The following is a 13,827-nucleotide window of genomic DNA, read 5'->3' as shown; positions in this document are numbered from 1 at the left end:
TAGATCGAATAGAAACCGTTTTTTCTTTTCGACAACCCTCTAAAATAGATTGCATATCCTGGAGGCAATTATAATCAAGAATATATTTTTGAAAAAATAATTCCAGAAAATCCAATGCTTCATTATAAGATTGCAAATTTATCATAGTTCCTCTGAGAAAATATCAATCTTGTCGTAATTAATAACTCTATTTTCAGCATGCAGCTGTTGAACACGACCCTGGTCGTATTCAGGGTATGAACTGTGAAGCTACAGACAACATTTACTTCCTTTGACTTTTTCAATTTTAAGTAAAAAAACGCCTTCAGCCGGTAAAACAAAAGTATTTTTTCTTCCTGTACTTTGAAGATTATCTGAATGGTTGATTAGTGCTCTTCAGAATTTATTTTATGAGGGATTATCTCTCCTCTATATGGTATGTATTTCTATTACTCCAGTAAATAATTTTATATTTACCAAATTTGATGTTTTGTTCTTTATAATACTCTATTACTTCAGATGGATACCAACCATGTCCAAATAAAAAAAGAGCACCTTCGTCAACTAACAGTCTTATTATTCTTTGTTTATTCTGTTCGTCAATTACAGGTATAACCATAAACTCATCTTTTAATGAAAAACCTATCGCCTGCATTTTTTTAATTAAACCACTTCCCAAAACACGTATTTTTATACTAGTCCCAGCCACATCAATAACAACAATTGAATTATCTGGCATCTTATTCAATTTACATTTACCCTTATTAATTGTAGTGAATATATTGCTAACATTCAATGGCTTCTTATGGAAGATCTTCTTCTGTTACCAATCCATTAACAAAGATGGAAAATGAATTTGTCAGATATCTTTGAAGTTTTATATGATTCTCTTGCATAGTCAAATACTCATCAAAAGAATCTGTAGCAAAGTATACAATTGAGTAATTATCTAAATCCAGACAGAAGAAATTCCCTCCCCAATCATTTGCGAAGGGAAAAAGGTTTTTTGGGATCACTTGCCTATCCAACATGCTGACATAGCAACCATCAATTAAAGATCTAGGGTCATCATTTGTCTGACTATTATAAATAAACGGTTTAAACCCAGCCACCTCTACTGGTTCAAAATCTTCATCATCGTCCCACCAACTTTTCTCAGGAGTGCCACCATTAAATTGCAGATAATGTGAAATGAAATCATCAGGAAGAATAATAGATAATTCTTCTTCATTTTTAGCAATATCTGCACGTCCAATCTTTTTTTCACAGTTACTGAAATGATTCATATATTATTTGGCCAGATGATCAAAAAAATCGCGAATTTATTTAAGGTGTTTATGAGCTGTTGCTGTATGAAAATTAGCTTAGGAAGCCCGCCTCCCCTGATGATCAAATATTTATCAGAACATTGTCGACAAGCTCAAAGCCTGAAACCCCCATTGTTGTGTAATTTGGATATTCAGCAACAGATAAACGCCTGATTTCGTCCTCCCCATCATATAAGCCGCCAGCATAATTAAATATTTTTAATTCTTTTTTTTCTTCAGTAAGATTAGCGTGGCCAATAATTTTCCAAATGCCTTTGCTAATATTCTGATTGCCAGTGAAAACAACCTTCATCTCTTTGCCAAACTTTTCAAAAGATAAAGGTCTCAGTGAACTGTTATCTTCAAGCTCCTCCGTATTCTGTATTGATAAAATGCAGAAACCTATTGCTTGCTTAAACTTTTCTTTTGGAGCAAATACAATCTGGCAAATCGCAAATTTCCCATTACTCATCGGAATGACAAAGATGTCACCCTCTTTGTATTTTACTTTCATAAGCTATTACCTTTCAGAATTGATAACGCATCTTTCAATACTTTTCCACCCCAATCACTGTTATGACCCGCAATATCCTATGTGCTAGCATTTAGGTTATAAGGACTAAATGATCTGATTTTATTTATGAGATTTTTTAAGGAGATCACTGACTTAGCTCCACCATTAAGAACCATAATCCTTTGTACCAGGAATTTAATTTCCGCTTTGGTCAAATTATTATCAAATATAATCAACTGTTGCAAATGTGATTTACCCGGTGTATTCGCATGGCTATTCAAACGAGCTGGAGCTTCCCCACGTCCTCCATAGATAATATTCTTTTCATCGTGAAGGGTTATCGTCCCGCTCTTCCCACACCAGGTTATTGCGGCAATCGTAATCCAGGCAGAGAGACCAGCGGTGGATCGCGGGTGTGGAAGGGGAAGATTATATCATTAAAAATTGCGATTTGATAAACTACTTTTTACTATTTGATTTGTTTTGAAAAAAAATTCACGATTTGACGAGGATTTTTCAATGTTCTGAACTAGATGATTAATAAATCAAACATTATAGCCTAAATATGCTATTACTTTCTTTATCCATGTCCAGACTTCCTAACGCTCCAAGATCTAAAGAATAAATCTCATCAGTACCTTTACGCAAATTCAAAAAGTATCCCAAATCACCATCTTGACCAATCAATAAAACGTCAGGTTCCACCGATTGAATTGTGTATGTATTATTTCTTTCAAGCAAGTCAAAACAATTGAAAACATAAAGCTGGCCACCATTTGCTCGTTGAATTTCATAAGAGTAGCTATCTTTGACGTTCTCAATCATAAAGCGCTTATATTCAGAAGGTAAAAACGTGTGTATAATCTTTTCAACTTCATTTAACTGATCAATTAAATCTTGCTTTTCCATATCGGCTTACCTATAAATGCATAAATCCTATATTAAGATAAATATTATCTCCATTAGGTTCGCATTTATTGAGGAATTAGTTGTAATTATTAATAAGGGCAATTGTTGTTTCTTTCCTGAAACTAACCAGCCATTAATTGCATAATAAAAAATGGAATAAAAAAACCAATTTTTCTTATCAATGTTCTATATATTCAGCGCAATGGTTAAAGATTGATAGAATCTTTATTTATAAACACCAAGCTCTTCAGATCTTGAAATTAATTCATCTTGTAAGGAGCCTTGTATTTCATCGCCGTCATATTCAAGTTTAAAATCCCCATCAATATTTGGAGGGAAACGTGAACCATCGATTGTTCCGAGAACAGTAGAAGTTGTATCTACAATGACCAACCTAAGGAAATTGAAAATTTTCTCCTGTTCTTCTGGGGATAGTTTATGAATTACACTTCTTGCCCGCGAATAAGGATCTTCATCACCATTTGACTTGGATAAATCAGATAGATTATCAATATAATAATTTAGCGTATCGCCTAAAAGCTCGGCAAGTAATGATCTCACAACTAACTCATCTTTATTCACATTATCTCCTAGAATTACTTTTACCTTTAGGTTTTGATTTTCTCATTTCAGGATACATTGCTTTATTTTTTGCGATTAATTCCTGAAGAACGCTGTTTGCAATGTCTTGATAAACTCGCCTTAATTCTAAGATGTCTCTAGCAAGCAGTTCCCTCGCATTAGCAAATGGTTAGCCAGTTGAAGGATTAATTTTCTTCGTGAAACAATACCGACACCTTCTTTTGATATAGTATGGCTTTCTTAAGGTACTAAAATTGACGGGCCAGTTTTAGGGTCATAACCTTCTACAAGATCTTTCATAGTAGCTTTTTGCCCCGCTTGATGAGCATCAAGTCCTGTGTTACCTCGCAAAACTATATCTCTCAAATCAGTGTATACGTAGGTCAGCGTCACGTCTCCATGCAGTTCCTTCAGCAGGCTGAACCCTTCCCGGACAAACCAGGTGGTCACCAGCTTACCGGCGGGCTGTCCGCCCAGCACCTGGCGGCTCGTTGGCGGGTAAAACATCCCGGCGATGCAGAAGCCCGAGGAGGTCGTACTCGCTGCGGGTGGTCAGCAACTACGGGGGCTATCCTGAGGTTGGGGTTATTCGTCACGAGTATAATGACCGATTATGGAGGTTAAGAGTAAGCAAAGTGCAAAAAAGCAAGCAAGGTGCGTGCAGAAGGAAAAAGAAAATTGTTAAAAATGACTATGTGATGAACTACTTGTATTATTCTATTTTTTCATTCAAAGATAAACTCCCTCTTCTAATGAGTTTTCAGTAATCGTTGCTTTTGCAAAGGAAATTAGAATATTTGAATCTTGCTTTTTATATTTAACTTCGTAACTACCAGGTTCTAAAGTAATAAACTCACCTGAAATGGCATCTGAGTCGTCAGGCTCAAGATCTCCGCCAGTGACATCTTCTCCCGCCCCAATGAAAACCTTTCCAGAAGGTACGTTTAAAAATAGCGACCCGGTACATTCATCAACATCTCTTTTAATATGGACTTTATAGGTTCCATCATCTCCAAGATTGAGAAATAACACATTACCTTTATTTATTTCTTCAACTTCATCTTCTGGAAGGCTCCACCAATCTACATCATCGTTAAGTCTATGTTTTAGTGACATTAAATCATAAATCACAATTGTTGCTGTATTTGTTTGGAAATGTATTATTGCATGCATAATTTTCAATACTTAATCTTTTATGAAATAATTAAAAACACTATTATGTCAAGTTATAATCTGTAGTATCAATCCCAACTCACATTTCAGCGTTATATTTTTTGAGGATTCCAGTCAGAGTAATCAGCTACACGGATTTCATTAAGAACGAGATCCAGTGGAACATGTGCAATGCTATCTGCGATTTCATCATAAGGCGCTGGCAACTCAAATGAAAAACCAAAGTCGTCATTTATAATAATGAAACCATTAAAAATGCGTTGTTTATTAGTCAAGTCGATTATTTGCCTCATCGTTTGACCTGGTTGTAATATGTTATTATACCTCCCCTTATAGCTTACATTACAACCAATCGAAATGATCGTTCCATCTTCAAAGGTAGCGATTGTGATAGTGTCATCTACAATATATGCAAGCCTTTTCTCATCATCAGGCAAAAAATAATCAAAGTAATTTACCTTAAACCCGGTATATAACTCATTCATATATTTACTTATATTTTCACCCAAAAACACGTTACCTAGCGCTCTCCCTGATAAAATATCAGCATTAAAATCAATCATTTATACCCATCCATTCGGAAAAAGAATTAAATTATAGTAAATTCCATTTCCTTCACAATTCAGCGCAATGGTTAAAGATTAACATGATGCATCTACCATTGCACACTCAAAAAAAATGGTATGTTGGAAATATATTTTTACCCTTTAGTGATTACAATGCTCCTATGATCTGTCTCATTTTTTATCCATAACATTTCATCTTGAGGTAACGATCCATCACTGCAGAAATCTACAAGTTCACCTTGCCAATCATCAGGAACATATTTGTGATAATGCATACTTTCGACATATTGGGAATATAGTCTTTTATTATCAAAGTCTATAAACAAATCTGGCATTAGATCATATATATCCCACCAGGTGGTTTTTTGCGAAAGCCTATTATAAAACTCCTCAGCTATATCATCCTTATTATATAAATAAGCATCTTTAATTAAACCATCAATGAATATCTTTGCGTTTTCTTCATTTACAACTGGTATGTTATATCTTTCCTTATGAATATCCTGTAGGTTTATTTCCATCCCACTTCTCACAAAATCTTCTACCCATTTTGCTCTGTCTAAAACCCACATTTCTTTAAAGGCCACGAACCAATAAAATCTTCCTTCGTTCTTTATTATCACAAGGAGTTCTTCATCTTTATTAATATTCATATAATAACCTATTTTACACTCCCCGAGACTGGAATCGCTACTTCGTCAAGCCATTCTGCCCATATTGATGGTAATTCATACGATCTAACTGGCGTTGTCGGATCCACACGCTTAGGAATTAATCCCTCTTGATGTAACGGATTAGTACGATAACCAACCTGAGGTATTGCACTTTCTTCTTTTAAATCCGCCATCCGCTTAGGGACTTTAAAGGAGAATACATTTGCCTCGCTCATGTAGATATTTTTAAAAGTTACAAAATGACCCTTTTCCCACATGAATTATCCGTAATACTTGGCGGAAATAACAAATTATTTTTTCCAATAAAGAATCCTCTGGTTAAGAAAATAATCCGCACAATTAATAGAGGCATCCGCCAAGGCACGGTATGAGAGATACCAAGTTTTCAACTTACAACGAGCAAACCGTAAATCTATTGTCCTGCCATGGTTTGGCCTTCAAGAATCGAGGGCTCTACAGCGGTTTGAACATTCAAAACCTAATGCCCCCCGACAGTGATCTAACATTAATGCCTTAAATCGAATATATTAAATTAAAAAGCATTCGACCTTCATTTTTTTCAAGGCTGATGTCATATTCATTGCCAACCACCTTAAATATCTCGTCTTCATTCACAAAAAAAACTCTGTACATTATTGAGGAAATTATTTGTCTAAACATATCTGAAGAAACATGTCTTCTTAAAGTTTTGAGATCAGCCAAATTATTTCTAACAATATAATACGAATAATTCATTATAATGAAATTTGATATTAGTAAATTCTTCGTGGATTGATACTTGTCAAAACAATGTTCCAAGGCTCTATAAATTGTTTTTTTAGATTTCTCATAAGTATTAATAAAACTATCAGGATCGCAAAGGTAGCAGTTTTTATCATTAAAAGACAGGGAACTTCTATCGTTGTTCGCAACAAACAAAAAATTCAGCACTGATAATTGATAATGTTTTATAGACTTAATATCTTCAAAGTTTTTCTTTTTTTCAAATTGTACATAAAATTGCTCAAGCAAAGACAATATTGAGACATTACCATGCTGAGAAGTATTTATACAAATCCCATCTTTAGTAATGCATAGCAAATTATAAGAGTCATCATCCATGCCCATTTCAAAACACAAAAATCTTAAAAAAAAGCTTTTTGCTTTTATAGCGTAATCTTCTTCGTTATCTTTTAAAGAAAACAGTTGATAGATATAAAACAAGATAAAGATATCTTTATCTATACGCTGTCGGTTATCTATTTGAAAAAGATAACCTAATCGAGAAAGGAAAACTTCAAATGCATACTTACCATCTTCACTTAGGCCTAACTTGTTTAACGCACGCTGAAACATAACTTTAGGAAAGCAAGTTTGCCAACGACTCAACTCTACATGCTTCCCATTTTCTTTTTTAAAACAAACGGGGAATAGGTCCGGTTCATCCTGAACATAGATATATTTTCCAAAACTTTCAATCTCTGCTCTCGCATTAGTGAAGTGTTCAATTTTATGTATAAACATTTCAAAAATCATTACGTAATCCTCTTACCACATTTCTTCCAATTACCTTTAGCATCTTTCTTTTCAATCTGGAATGAAGTGATTTTATCATTAAAACGAGGAAGGATATTTTTATCCAGGGTTAAATCCTGGTCGGCTATCATGATTAACCCATATGGCTTTATCACCTCGATTATTTGGGACCAATCCACCTTTACCACCACGCTCAGAAGCTGATGCAATCGCTTCATCTTTACTCGTATAGCGTATAACTTCCTCTTGTTTTAATCCCAGAAGGTCTATTCGCGTAAGACTATTTGCACCATACAGGTAAAGATTTATCTCCCCCGCCAGCCCTATCGGGTCCTTCTGCGTAAACCGTCCGCAGTCCGGGTCGTAATACCGGAACAGATTGTCGTGCAACCATCTCACAATGCAGGTGTTGACCCTGCATCCGCAGGTTCTGGGAATATCCTGATCCCTGCGTCTCGCTTTCCCGCAACAGCTTGCCCCAGGCGCTGTTCACCCCTTCCCAGCGCACCTGCCCTTCGCTATCCGTCATCCGCTCTGGCGTGCCGTTGGACTGGCAGTGGAACCAGAAGATCCCCGGCGCTTCCACGCCGTCAATTCGCGCCAGCGGGTCGTTGCTGTCCTGGTCGCTGTAGACATAGGTCAGAGGCACGTCTCCGTGCAGCTCCTGCAGCAGACGGAACCCTTCCCAGACAAACCGGCTTGCCGGTTAGCTGTCCGCCTTGCATTTGGCGTCGCATTTTGCTGATGCGTGGTCCGAGCGGGTCGTAGCGGAAGCTGACCTGCATCTGCGGCCTGTTGCGATCCCGCGGCTGGCTGATAACCTCCGTCAGGCGGTGTTCGCCGTCGTACCGGTAGTGCCAGCGGATCTGGCCGTTATCCTTCTCTACGGTACGGCCGTGGATGTCATAACGCCACTGAATACCGTTCAGTTGCGTGACCCGGTTATGGGCAATCTTCTTTCCAGCGCCCTCTAACGGATTACCAGCCGCATCCCAGCGCCACTGCTCCTGACCGGGCAGCGAGCCGTCCTGAGCGAGCAGGCCCCGGCGCTGTCGTACTGCCAGCGGTTCCAGTTAAACGGGTTATCGTCCCGTTCTTCCCGCACCAGGTTATTGCGATAATCGTACTCCAGGCGGCGGGACCAGCGGCGCGGCGACGGGCGCTGGGCATTGCCGGTAAAGTTGTCCCATCGATAAAGATTACATCGTTAAAGATGGCGACGTAATGAACTTCTTGTTTAACGTTTGATTTGTTTTGAATGAAAAAAAACCAAGCTTTGGGATGGTTTTTTTCAATATGGGGGACTCATTGCGCCCCCCGAATACTACTTATAATTGAAGTGGTTTATAACTTATAATTTTATCCGCAATTTCTTCTGCGCTAAGTTCTTCATAATAAATATAATTAGCTGCCTGAGGATCTGCGACACTTCTACAAAGGAGGTCGATGTCATTATCAGCTTCTTCTTCTGTCCCTTCGCTGTGTTGGATTTTCCTTATTAGTTCGATAAGCACTTGTCTTTGCATATTATACCTCAAAAATGATAAGCACGATCTAGAATGTCAAGGTGATATTTTGTTGTAACGATTACTTGATTATCAATCATCATAAATACCGCCTCCATGTTGGATAGGGGTTCTCTGGTGTAGGACATAAGATCTATTTTTCCCGCTCCACTGTGTATCATGCACTATTGGAGCTTTTCCGCCCCGCATTCCAGAAACGACAGAGCGTGGGCTTTTGTCAAGGCATTTCGAATTGGTTGCTTAATTAAGCGAACTGCTCATCATTATTAAAATCATGTTCTATATGTGTCATTTTCCCTATAATAATTCACCTCATCGATAAACCATTTATTCCCATGACCTCCACTCTTTTTATTCTTCACCATATAGTTCAAAGAACTGACTAACATCCATCCTTTCAAAGAAAAAGTTTCTACTGCTAAGGGCATTTCCAGACCCTCTTCATCAAGGTATATTTCGTCATCCTCCAAACTTTGGATATAACCCCAAGAAATATAAAAGAAGTGAGTATCTTCAGGCCGTGCTTCCCATGTGTTTATATTAGTATAAATCCATTCACCAGGCTCTAACTGAGAAAGTCTTGCTATTAATTCATCTATAGATGTATATGTATTCATTATACCCTCACAATTATCTGCATCGAGCCCCCCCCAAGTTTTTCTTCCACCATATCCTTTCGGGTCATAATCCAGATGCCTTGAGTTATGATCTGGCCAATCAACCAATTGTAACAACCCACCAACTCGCTCATGATGATGCCAAGTTGTTTCCCAACCAGAACCTGTTGGAGCTGTTCTTAGGAGCGCGCCACGCTTACCTGGTGAAACCTTTTCAAATATGCCCGGGAATTTTTCCTCAAGGGAAGCTCTATATGATGGGTCATTATTCATTTTATAATATAATTGTCTGTTCGCTTTCTGGAAGTGTTTTCCGTCACTCATTCTAAACATGTTTTTAGGTAAGTTTTTTTAATATTGACTTTATAGGCGCCATCATCCCCAAGATTGAGAAATAATACATTCCCTTTATTTACCTCTTCTACTTCATCTTCTGGAAGACTCCACCAATCTACGCCTCCATTTATTCTATGCTTTAATGATATCAAATCATAAATAACTAAAGTGGTAGTATCTGTTTGTATGCTTATGATTTTTCTCATTGCGTAAGCAAAGGCCGGAAATACCTTCCCGGTCTAGCCTATTAGTTAACAAAGCTTTCTATAGATTTTATAATGCTTTTATAGAATTGAATCGACTCTTCACCGACTGGTATATTCTCAGTCGGCGATTCAATTGACACTCCATGCTGATCATATATTTTATTTCTGACAGGATTTTTAAAATAATGCTGTGGTAAAATATCCACTTCGCTCGTTTCGATAGTTTTAAACGTTACGAAAGAACCGTTTTTCCAACATGAATTATCAGTAATAATTGGTGGCAATAGCAAATTATCTTTTGCCAATACAGCATCTTCTTGAAGCGAAGATGTAAAATAGTCATATATATATATAACTATAGTATTTTTGAATGGGCCGACATCTATTTTACCCAGGGCGACCATACCATAGCCTAATCGATCATCATTTAACTGGAAGTAAAAAACATCGCCTTCTTTTGGCCACTTTTTTTGCTTTTCATTTCCTGACACTACTGTAAGTCTGTCGGCCATTTTACATTAACCCCATTGTTTTTAAGCCAGTTTCCACCCCACAAAACAGCATCCGAGTATAACTTTCTTGTAGGACTTATGCTATTGATAGAATTTTCAAAATGGGAATTATTGTGAATAACTGCTTATTCTATGCTCCGTGCATGACCGCGATTTAGCCTTCTTCAGTGATTCTAAATCCTAAATACACATGGGTATTATTCCCACCTTTTGCCTTTCTTTTAATCCAGTCAGCAAATGACATGTTTCTCACTGACCGTTTAGGGCTTCCATTTTTGCAAGCGGTTAAACCTATAGGATCCCCCCAGCGCATTCGGCGCATACTGGTAAAGATTTATCCCTCCGCCAGCCCTATCGGGTCCTGATGCGTAAACCGTCCGCAGTCCGGGTCGTAATACCTGAACAGATTGTCGTGCAACTCTCTCACAATGCAGGTGTTGCCCCTGCATCCGCTCGTTCTGGGAATATCCTGATCCCTGCGTCTCGCTCTCCCGCAGCAGCTTGCCCCAGGCGGTGTTCGCCGTCGTACCGGTAGTGCCAGCGGATCTGGCCGTTATCCTTCTCTACGGTACGGCCGTGGATGTCATAACGCCACTGAATACCGTTCAGTTGCGTGACCCGGTTATGGGCAATCTTCTTTCCAGCGCCCTCTAACGGATTACCAGTCGCATCCCAGCGCCACTGCTCCTGACCGGGCAGCGAGCCGTCCTGAGCGAGCAGGCCCCGGCGCTGTCGTACTGCCAGCGGTTCCAGTTAAACGGGTTATCGTCCCGTTCTTCCCGCACCAGGTTATTGCGATAATCGTACTCCAGGCGGCGGGACCAGCGGCGCGGCGACGGGCGCTGGGCATTGCCGGTAAAGTTGTCCCATCGATAAAGATTACATCGTTAAAGATGGCGACGTAATGAACTTCTTGTTTAACGTTTGATTTGTTTTGAATGGTATAAATTACTGTTCTTACGCCTTCTTACGCCTTCTTACGCAGATAGAACTCAAGATATTTTTTAGGTCTATCCTGAAAAGCACGCTCTTTGCCGTAGTTATAAGCATCGTTAAAATATTTATACGCTTCATTGAATTGATTCAACTCGTAACAGACCATACCCAAGTCGATTAACGGTGCAGTGTCTATATCCGATCCACGTGTCCGTAAAGCCGTCTCTCCCCATTTCTTTGCCTCAACGTAATCCGCAAGATCAAAATATGCGCTGTACATGCATGCAGAGATCCAGTTGGCAAATTCTGATTCGGACTTTGGTTCAGGAAGAGCTTGCCAGGCCTTTTGGTATTGTTCTAAAGCCTCGGCGTATTTTTGGCTGTCGTGTAACTCGTTTCCTTTTTCAATAGTATTTGTTATAGATATTTTCATACTCAAGCGCCTGTCCTTTTAATTAAAAATCCTTTTCTAAGCAACAATCGAATTCAATAAAATGCATTATTAAATTATCATTTTATATTATAAAATTATTACATTGCAATCGATCATCTTATAGCAAATCTTTTTAAGTATCAATGACTCTATAACATCCCAATCACCTCCACCGAGGCCAGCGCCTATTCTTGGCATTTGTACTGAAAGGCGATTTACTAAAGCAAAGTCAGATAACTTTTCAAGACAAACTTCCAGGGATGCATAACATACGTATTGATTTTTGTCATTGACATTTTTCTTAATACCATCTTGTGCATACATATTAGCAATAAATATCTGTTCTTTAGCATCAACCAAGACAAAATCAACCGTACCTAATTCTGGGGTGTTATTTCCATTGAAGCTATTGAGATAGTATTCCTTTGCAGAAGGATATTTATTTGAAAGAGACAGAACAAAGCCTTTACCCCATTTCCCTTTATTATTCACAATGTGAGCAATAACTATGGATTTTTTCAAAGGTTCCACAGCATTTCCAGACAAGAGCTTTATTTGTTTTTTTTCTTGCAATGAACTCGTTGATGTTTTCCAGAAAGTTTCAAATTCCTCATTCGAAATTTCTTCAGTATCACTTAAGTCCAGATCGCTTTTTTTACCATCATACAGCAGAAAACCAACTTTCTCGTTTTTATCTAGCAAAGAGGAAGATGCATAACAATCGCCATCTATAATATTTATTTGTCGTGTGGCCACCTCCCCTATGAATTCATTGAGAATAATTCCTTCACCTGCAATAAAATCAACGTTACCTTTATAGTATTTTTTCACATCAACCACAACTCCTCGCACTTTTAACAATTCTTCCGGAGACATCAAGATCTTTTGTGTTTAAGATAAAGAATGTATTTTTCCGGGGTTCAATTACATCCAGGCCAGTAACATCTATGTCAAAAAAATGGCTTATACCTTTTTATTTTCTCGTTTAGGATGGCAACTGTCCAATTTATATTGGAAACACTATGATATAGTCATATAAGTAACTTCAATTGAATCATATATTTTACCAGTTCTCCACTTACAATTCATGAGGGTCTAAGCAATAGTGGCAGAGAATTGTTCCTGTTAGGTTATGAGGGTCATAAGCAGCATCAACATGTCCCCACTCCCTTGATACAGGAAGAACAATAGTAGATTTAGTTTTGAACCATTCCCTTAAACATCGGGTGACTTTCCCTTCGGGTCTATTCTGTTTTCCCATCAATAATTTTTCTGGGGCGAAGCGCCAACTACGAATTATTGAGTTAGGATCATTGGGAACCAAGAAGTCAATTATTAGATATATATCTCCGAACTCATGGTCACCTTTAAGGATAGTTCTGTATGAGACTGTTTTATTGTCTTTTTTTTCAGGCCACCCCTCCCACCTTACATTTGTATTATTAAACAACTCTGTCTTAGTAACTCTTGGTCCTAATAGAACCCTTTTATTAAATTTAAGAACACCAGTTTCTGCGTCAAAATTCATTTTCACATCCCAATATCAAATGGAAGACCAATAGGTTCCAGAACTTTTTTATAATTCGAAAGGAAGAATTGGGTACCGCCACCGCTTCCTAACATTTCAGTATCTGGTGACAAAGCTTGTCCCGTACCAGCAATAGCATCTCGTTTGACTCTATACATCTGAATCTTACTTCTAAACCCATATTTTTCATGAGGTAGAACTTGTAAACTTTCCCATAATTTTTGTCGACTACCACTAGCAGCTTCTAAAGTGGCTTTGTCGAAATAAAATCCTGACTGCCCAGGTGCTCCACCATAAACAATATCGCCTTCTTTAAGCATTGTGTTTGACCAAGAATAACGGCCTTGATAAATCCCTCTTCCTTGCCACTGCCTACCAAATGCCGCCTGGTTATGGTCATTTTATCGAGTCGGTGCACACTTCGCTTTCAATCCTAATGGATCAACCCAATTCAACGGATTAGTGGCGTAAACGTAAGTATTTATACCGCCATTAAAACCTATCGGGTCATCGG

At 38.2% G+C, this 13,827-nt stretch carries 20 protein-coding genes and 3 pseudogenes; all 23 read right to left on the bottom strand.

The genetic code is table 11. The annotated features are described in order from the left end of the window. Positions 1-397 precede the first annotated feature (397 nt). The 23 genes and pseudogenes from ACDO57_RS03990 to ACDO57_RS03880 all read right to left on the bottom strand — a co-directional run bounded on the left by ACDO57_RS03990 (position 398) and on the right by ACDO57_RS03880 (position 13,816). Positions 398-718 (bottom strand): hypothetical protein, encoded by a 321-nt coding sequence (locus tag ACDO57_RS03990; RefSeq protein WP_071994458.1) that lies wholly within the window; start codon positions 716-718, stop codon positions 398-400. Positions 719-782: 64 nt separating this feature from the next. After that, positions 783-1,265 carry an SMI1/KNR4 family protein gene (locus ACDO57_RS03985; protein WP_370883546.1) on the bottom strand — a complete coding sequence of 161 codons (483 nt, stop codon included), beginning with the start codon at positions 1,263-1,265 and terminating at the stop codon, positions 783-785. A 103-nt stretch (positions 1,266-1,368) separates the two neighbouring features. Beyond that, positions 1,369-1,800, bottom strand: coding sequence for an immunity 26/phosphotriesterase HocA family protein (locus ACDO57_RS03980; RefSeq protein ID WP_024907053.1), 432 nt, complete (start codon positions 1,798-1,800; stop codon positions 1,369-1,371). A 552-nt stretch (positions 1,801-2,352) separates the two neighbouring features. Next, positions 2,353-2,709 carry an SMI1/KNR4 family protein gene (locus tag ACDO57_RS03975; RefSeq protein ID WP_370883545.1) on the bottom strand — a complete coding sequence of 119 codons (357 nt, stop codon included), beginning with the start codon at positions 2,707-2,709 and terminating at the stop codon, positions 2,353-2,355. A 225-nt stretch (positions 2,710-2,934) separates the two neighbouring features. Continuing rightward, positions 2,935-3,291, bottom strand: a complete 357-nt coding sequence (locus tag ACDO57_RS03970; RefSeq protein WP_073961520.1) for a hypothetical protein — start codon at positions 3,289-3,291, stop codon at positions 2,935-2,937. A gap of 240 nt (positions 3,292-3,531) precedes the next feature. Further along, positions 3,532-3,741 carry a hypothetical protein gene (locus ACDO57_RS03965; RefSeq protein WP_267214969.1) on the bottom strand — a complete coding sequence of 70 codons (210 nt, stop codon included), beginning with the start codon at positions 3,739-3,741 and terminating at the stop codon, positions 3,532-3,534. Between the two features lie 279 nt (positions 3,742-4,020). Continuing rightward, the gene (locus ACDO57_RS03960; RefSeq protein ID WP_061714945.1) at positions 4,021-4,464 is read right to left on the bottom strand and encodes a DUF6386 family protein; all 444 of its coding nucleotides are present in this window, start codon (positions 4,462-4,464) and stop codon (positions 4,021-4,023) included. 92 nt (positions 4,465-4,556) lie between these two features. Continuing rightward, on the bottom strand, positions 4,557-5,027 hold the full coding sequence (locus tag ACDO57_RS03955; RefSeq protein WP_370883544.1) for a hypothetical protein: 471 nt from the start codon (positions 5,025-5,027) through the stop codon (positions 4,557-4,559). Positions 5,028-5,164: 137 nt separating this feature from the next. Continuing rightward, the gene (locus ACDO57_RS03950; RefSeq protein ID WP_024907047.1) at positions 5,165-5,683 is read right to left on the bottom strand and encodes a hypothetical protein; all 519 of its coding nucleotides are present in this window, start codon (positions 5,681-5,683) and stop codon (positions 5,165-5,167) included. Positions 5,684-5,691: 8 nt separating this feature from the next. Beyond that, the gene (locus ACDO57_RS03945; protein ID WP_155267927.1) at positions 5,692-5,961 is read right to left on the bottom strand and encodes a hypothetical protein; all 270 of its coding nucleotides are present in this window, start codon (positions 5,959-5,961) and stop codon (positions 5,692-5,694) included. 256 nt (positions 5,962-6,217) lie between these two features. After that, positions 6,218-7,219 (bottom strand): hypothetical protein, encoded by a 1,002-nt coding sequence (locus tag ACDO57_RS03940; RefSeq protein ID WP_370883543.1) that lies wholly within the window; start codon positions 7,217-7,219, stop codon positions 6,218-6,220. Next, a pseudogene (locus ACDO57_RS03935) lies at positions 7,219-8,417 on the bottom strand (RHS repeat domain-containing protein); the annotation flags it as partial. The pseudogene ACDO57_RS03935 and the gene ACDO57_RS03940, both read right to left, overlap by 1 nt. 130 nt (positions 8,418-8,547) lie before the next feature. After that, on the bottom strand, positions 8,548-8,745 hold the full coding sequence (locus ACDO57_RS03930) for a hypothetical protein (protein ID WP_023292191.1): 198 nt from the start codon (positions 8,743-8,745) through the stop codon (positions 8,548-8,550). A gap of 72 nt (positions 8,746-8,817) precedes the next feature. Next, a complete protein-coding gene (locus ACDO57_RS03925) occupies positions 8,818-8,934 on the bottom strand; it encodes a hypothetical protein (protein ID WP_350310066.1) in 117 nt (38 codons plus the stop codon). A gap of 83 nt (positions 8,935-9,017) precedes the next feature. After that, positions 9,018-9,686 carry a hypothetical protein gene (locus ACDO57_RS03920; protein WP_370883542.1) on the bottom strand — a complete coding sequence of 223 codons (669 nt, stop codon included), beginning with the start codon at positions 9,684-9,686 and terminating at the stop codon, positions 9,018-9,020. 26 nt (positions 9,687-9,712) lie between these two features. Continuing rightward, positions 9,713-9,904 (bottom strand): annotated as a pseudogene (locus ACDO57_RS03915) (DUF6386 family protein); the annotation flags it as partial. 41 nt (positions 9,905-9,945) lie between these two features. Then, on the bottom strand, positions 9,946-10,416 hold the full coding sequence (locus ACDO57_RS03910; protein ID WP_370883541.1) for an Imm26 family immunity protein: 471 nt from the start codon (positions 10,414-10,416) through the stop codon (positions 9,946-9,948). 302 nt (positions 10,417-10,718) lie between these two features. Next, positions 10,719-11,294, bottom strand: a pseudogene (locus tag ACDO57_RS03905) (RHS repeat domain-containing protein); the annotation flags it as partial. An 89-nt stretch (positions 11,295-11,383) separates the two neighbouring features. Then, positions 11,384-11,785, bottom strand: coding sequence for a hypothetical protein (locus ACDO57_RS03900; protein WP_024907040.1), 402 nt, complete (start codon positions 11,783-11,785; stop codon positions 11,384-11,386). An 87-nt stretch (positions 11,786-11,872) separates the two neighbouring features. Further along, positions 11,873-12,661, bottom strand: a complete 789-nt coding sequence (locus ACDO57_RS03895) for an Appr-1-p processing protein (protein ID WP_370883540.1) — start codon at positions 12,659-12,661, stop codon at positions 11,873-11,875. 202 nt (positions 12,662-12,863) lie between these two features. Beyond that, positions 12,864-13,313, bottom strand: a complete 450-nt coding sequence (locus tag ACDO57_RS03890) for a hypothetical protein (RefSeq protein WP_072050682.1) — start codon at positions 13,311-13,313, stop codon at positions 12,864-12,866. Positions 13,314-13,315: 2 nt separating this feature from the next. Continuing rightward, entirely contained in the window at positions 13,316-13,633 is a 318-nt protein-coding gene (locus tag ACDO57_RS03885) for a hypothetical protein (RefSeq protein ID WP_228117517.1), read from the bottom strand. An 81-nt stretch (positions 13,634-13,714) separates the two neighbouring features. Then, positions 13,715-13,816 (bottom strand): hypothetical protein, encoded by a 102-nt coding sequence (locus ACDO57_RS03880; protein ID WP_080690917.1) that lies wholly within the window; start codon positions 13,814-13,816, stop codon positions 13,715-13,717. Positions 13,817-13,827: the final 11 nt, after the last annotated feature.

The organism is Enterobacter cloacae complex sp. 2015409 (assembly GCF_041365315.1).
GTDB lineage: Bacteria > Pseudomonadota > Gammaproteobacteria > Enterobacterales > Enterobacteriaceae > Enterobacter > Enterobacter pseudoroggenkampii.
Note: the sequence above shows the minus strand (reverse complement) of the source record. Positions and strands in the feature narration are given on the sequence as shown.

Coding starts and splice junctions, on each gene's coding strand:
- ACDO57_RS03990 (WP_071994458.1), bottom strand. CDS start 718: ATGCCAGATAATTCAATTGTTGTTATTGATGTGGCTGGGACTAGTATA.
- ACDO57_RS03985 (WP_370883546.1), bottom strand. CDS start 1,265: ATGAATCATTTCAGTAACTGTGAAAAAAAGATTGGACGTGCAGATATT.
- ACDO57_RS03980 (WP_024907053.1), bottom strand. CDS start 1,800: ATGAAAGTAAAATACAAAGAGGGTGACATCTTTGTCATTCCGATGAGT.
- ACDO57_RS03975 (WP_370883545.1), bottom strand. CDS start 2,709: ATGGAAAAGCAAGATTTAATTGATCAGTTAAATGAAGTTGAAAAGATT.
- ACDO57_RS03960 (WP_061714945.1), bottom strand. CDS start 4,464: ATGCATGCAATAATACATTTCCAAACAAATACAGCAACAATTGTGATT.
- ACDO57_RS03955 (WP_370883544.1), bottom strand. CDS start 5,027: ATGATTGATTTTAATGCTGATATTTTATCAGGGAGAGCGCTAGGTAAC.
- ACDO57_RS03950 (WP_024907047.1), bottom strand. CDS start 5,683: ATGAATATTAATAAAGATGAAGAACTCCTTGTGATAATAAAGAACGAA.
- ACDO57_RS03945 (WP_155267927.1), bottom strand. CDS start 5,961: ATGTGGGAAAAGGGTCATTTTGTAACTTTTAAAAATATCTACATGAGC.
- ACDO57_RS03940 (WP_370883543.1), bottom strand. CDS start 7,219: ATGATTTTTGAAATGTTTATACATAAAATTGAACACTTCACTAATGCG.
- ACDO57_RS03930 (WP_023292191.1), bottom strand. CDS start 8,745: ATGCAAAGACAAGTGCTTATCGAACTAATAAGGAAAATCCAACACAGC.
- ACDO57_RS03925 (WP_350310066.1), bottom strand. CDS start 8,934: ATGCGGGGCGGAAAAGCTCCAATAGTGCATGATACACAGTGGAGCGGG.
- ACDO57_RS03920 (WP_370883542.1), bottom strand. CDS start 9,686: ATGAGTGACGGAAAACACTTCCAGAAAGCGAACAGACAATTATATTAT.
- ACDO57_RS03910 (WP_370883541.1), bottom strand. CDS start 10,416: ATGGCCGACAGACTTACAGTAGTGTCAGGAAATGAAAAGCAAAAAAAG.
- ACDO57_RS03900 (WP_024907040.1), bottom strand. CDS start 11,785: ATGAAAATATCTATAACAAATACTATTGAAAAAGGAAACGAGTTACAC.
- ACDO57_RS03895 (WP_370883540.1), bottom strand. CDS start 12,661: ATGTCTCCGGAAGAATTGTTAAAAGTGCGAGGAGTTGTGGTTGATGTG.
- ACDO57_RS03890 (WP_072050682.1), bottom strand. CDS start 13,313: ATGAATTTTGACGCAGAAACTGGTGTTCTTAAATTTAATAAAAGGGTT.
- ACDO57_RS03885 (WP_228117517.1), bottom strand. CDS start 13,633: ATGCTTAAAGAAGGCGATATTGTTTATGGTGGAGCACCTGGGCAGTCA.